Source organism: Kitasatospora sp. NPDC056800, from assembly GCF_042789775.1.
GTDB lineage: Bacteria > Actinomycetota > Actinomycetes > Streptomycetales > Streptomycetaceae > Kitasatospora.
This window is the reverse complement of sequence record NZ_JBHUAL010000400.1, coordinates 1-2,070: the sequence shown is the minus strand read 5'-3', so window position 1 is coordinate 2,070 and position 2,070 is coordinate 1. Positions and strand designations below refer to the sequence as shown.

At 73.4% G+C, this 2,070-nt stretch carries 3 protein-coding genes; all 3 read right to left on the bottom strand.

Going from position 1 to position 2,070, the window contains the following annotated elements; translation table 11 throughout:
- Window positions 1–87: 87 nt before the first annotated feature.
- Window positions 88–951, bottom strand: coding sequence for a thioredoxin domain-containing protein (locus ACFRQN_RS40650; RefSeq protein WP_074000950.1), 864 nt, complete (start codon window positions 949–951; stop codon window positions 88–90).
- A gap of 51 nt (window positions 952–1,002) precedes the next feature.
- The gene (locus ACFRQN_RS40645; RefSeq protein WP_053112044.1) at window positions 1,003–1,512 is read right to left on the bottom strand and encodes a MauE/DoxX family redox-associated membrane protein; all 510 of its coding nucleotides are present in this window, start codon (window positions 1,510–1,512) and stop codon (window positions 1,003–1,005) included.
- Between the two features lie 128 nt (window positions 1,513–1,640).
- Window positions 1,641–1,844 (bottom strand): hypothetical protein, encoded by a 204-nt coding sequence (locus ACFRQN_RS40640; protein ID WP_049651214.1) that lies wholly within the window; start codon window positions 1,842–1,844, stop codon window positions 1,641–1,643.
- Window positions 1,845–2,070 lie beyond the last annotated feature (226 nt).

Here is a 2,070-nt window from a genome sequence, read left to right as displayed (position 1 = left end):
GCCCCCCCCCCCGGGGCGCCAAAACCACCCCCCCCCGGCCCGCCCCCCCCCCCCCGGCGGGGGGGGGGGGGCCCCGGCCCGGCGGGCTCAGCCGGCCGTCGGCGACGGGTTGTTGGCCTCCGAGGCGGTGCCGGTCGGCGCCGGGGTCTGCCCGTGCGAACCCGCCGTGCCCAGCTGCTTGCCCTGGTTCGCGGCGTCCACCCACTTCGCCAGGTTCGCCGGGGTGATCTCCTCGCTGCCGTTCTTCGGGTAGACCGGCTGGCCGTTGAGCAGCACCGTCGGCGTGGACTTGAAGCTGGACTTGTCGAAGTCCTGCTGCACCGCGGACACCCAGCCGCCGAACCTGCTGTCCTTGACGCAGGACTGGAACGCGGGCGTGTCCAGGCCGTTGACCTGCTTGGCCAGGCCGAGCAGCACGGCCTTGTCACCGAAGGCGTCGTTGGTCTCGTCCGGCTGGTTGCGGTACAGCACGTCGTGGAAGTCCCGGAAGTGCCCGGCGTCCTGGGCGCAGCCCAGCGCGTTGGCGCCGTTCCGGGAGCCCTTGCCCGCCACGGCCCGGTCGATGAACGACACGATGTGGTAGTTCGTGTAGATCTTCCCGGCGTCCTCCAGCTGGTCGATGGTCGACGAGAACTCGCGCTCGAAGGTGCCGCAGGCGGGGCAGCGCGGGTCCTCGTAGACGGTGAGGACGGAGGGCGCGTTGTCGGCGCCGACCGGGATGACCAGGTTCTTGTCGCCGATCGTCCCGGCCGGGGCGGCGACCGGCGTCTCCGGCTTGGAGCGCTGGTTCTGCACCACGACGCCGACGATCACCGCGGCGGCGATCACCGCGAGCACGGAGCCGCCCACGATCAGCTTCTTCTTGCGCCGGGAGGAGGCCTCGTCGGCCGCCCGCTGCTCCAGCATCCGCTCACGGGCGGTGCGCTTGCCTTCTCGGTTCTTCTCGCTCATTGCGTTGACATCCACGGTCGGGGCCTTCGTCGGGGTGCAGGGATGTGGGGGTCAGCTCGCCAGCCAGCCGTCCGCCGACAGCCGGGTGCGGGGCCGCCACAGCAGCCACCCGGCCAGCAGCAGGAACCCGGTGTCGCGCAGGATCTCCTGGAGGTACTCCGTCTGGGACGCGTCGACGTGCCCGCCGCCGCCGAAGCAGCCGCAGTCGATCGAGATGCCGCGCGCCCAGGCGGAGGCGATCCCGGCGATGAACGCCAGCAGCAGGAGCGCGGAGACCCCGGCCACCAGCCGGACGCCGAGGCCCACCACCAGCAGCAGGGCCAGCGCCAGCTCCAGGAACGGCAGGCCGTAGCCGATCGGCTTGACCAGGCCCTCGGGGAGGATCTCGTAGGCCCGGACGGCCTGCGCGGCCTCCGCCGGGTCGGAGATCTTCGCCAGCCCGGCCCACCCCCAGACCACCGCGAGGCCGAGCCGGACGACCGTGCCGAGCCACTCGCTCCAGGCCGGCACCGGCCGCCCCGCCGTCGGCGTGGGCGCGGAGCCACCGGGCTGCGCGGTCATCAGGGAACCCCCCTCGGGAAACTCGTTCACTCCCTGAGGAACCGTCGGGGGCGGAGGGGGGTTTCTCCGTGGTCGGGAATGACGCCGGATGAGTGACGTTCCGTCCGAACAGTCCGAACACCCGAGCGTCAGCGGCACCCCGCCAACCACCCCGCCTCGAACAGGTCGGGGTGCCGGGCGGCCTCCGCGCACGCCACCGCCTCCCGCTCCGCCCGCTCGGCACCCCGCTTCGCCAACGCGTGGCCCACCTCGACGTGCACCCCGACCGCGCCGACGAGCACCACCACGGCCGCCGCCGCCCGCAGCAGGACGGCCCGCTGGACACTCCGCACCGGCTCACCCCTTCCCGCTCGCCCCGGCAACCGTTCGTGCACTCCTCCCTCCACTCAACGTCCGCCAACCCCGCCTGATGCGTGTCCCCACCCCTTGTTCACCCGTTCGGGTCCGCACTCCGGTCGGCGCGCACGGCAAATGCCGCGCGCCCGGGGCCGCGCCCCTCAGGAGCGCGGCCCCGGAAACACACCCACGAAAGGCCGGCGGCCCCCCACTCCCGAGGAG

What these genes read in the sequence shown, in the direction of transcription:
- ACFRQN_RS40650 (WP_074000950.1), bottom strand. Translation starts at nt 951, where the DNA reads ATGAGCGAGAAGAACCGAGAAGGCAAGCGCACCGCCCGTGAGCGGATG.
- ACFRQN_RS40645 (WP_053112044.1), bottom strand. Translation starts at nt 1,512, where the DNA reads ATGACCGCGCAGCCCGGTGGCTCCGCGCCCACGCCGACGGCGGGGCGG.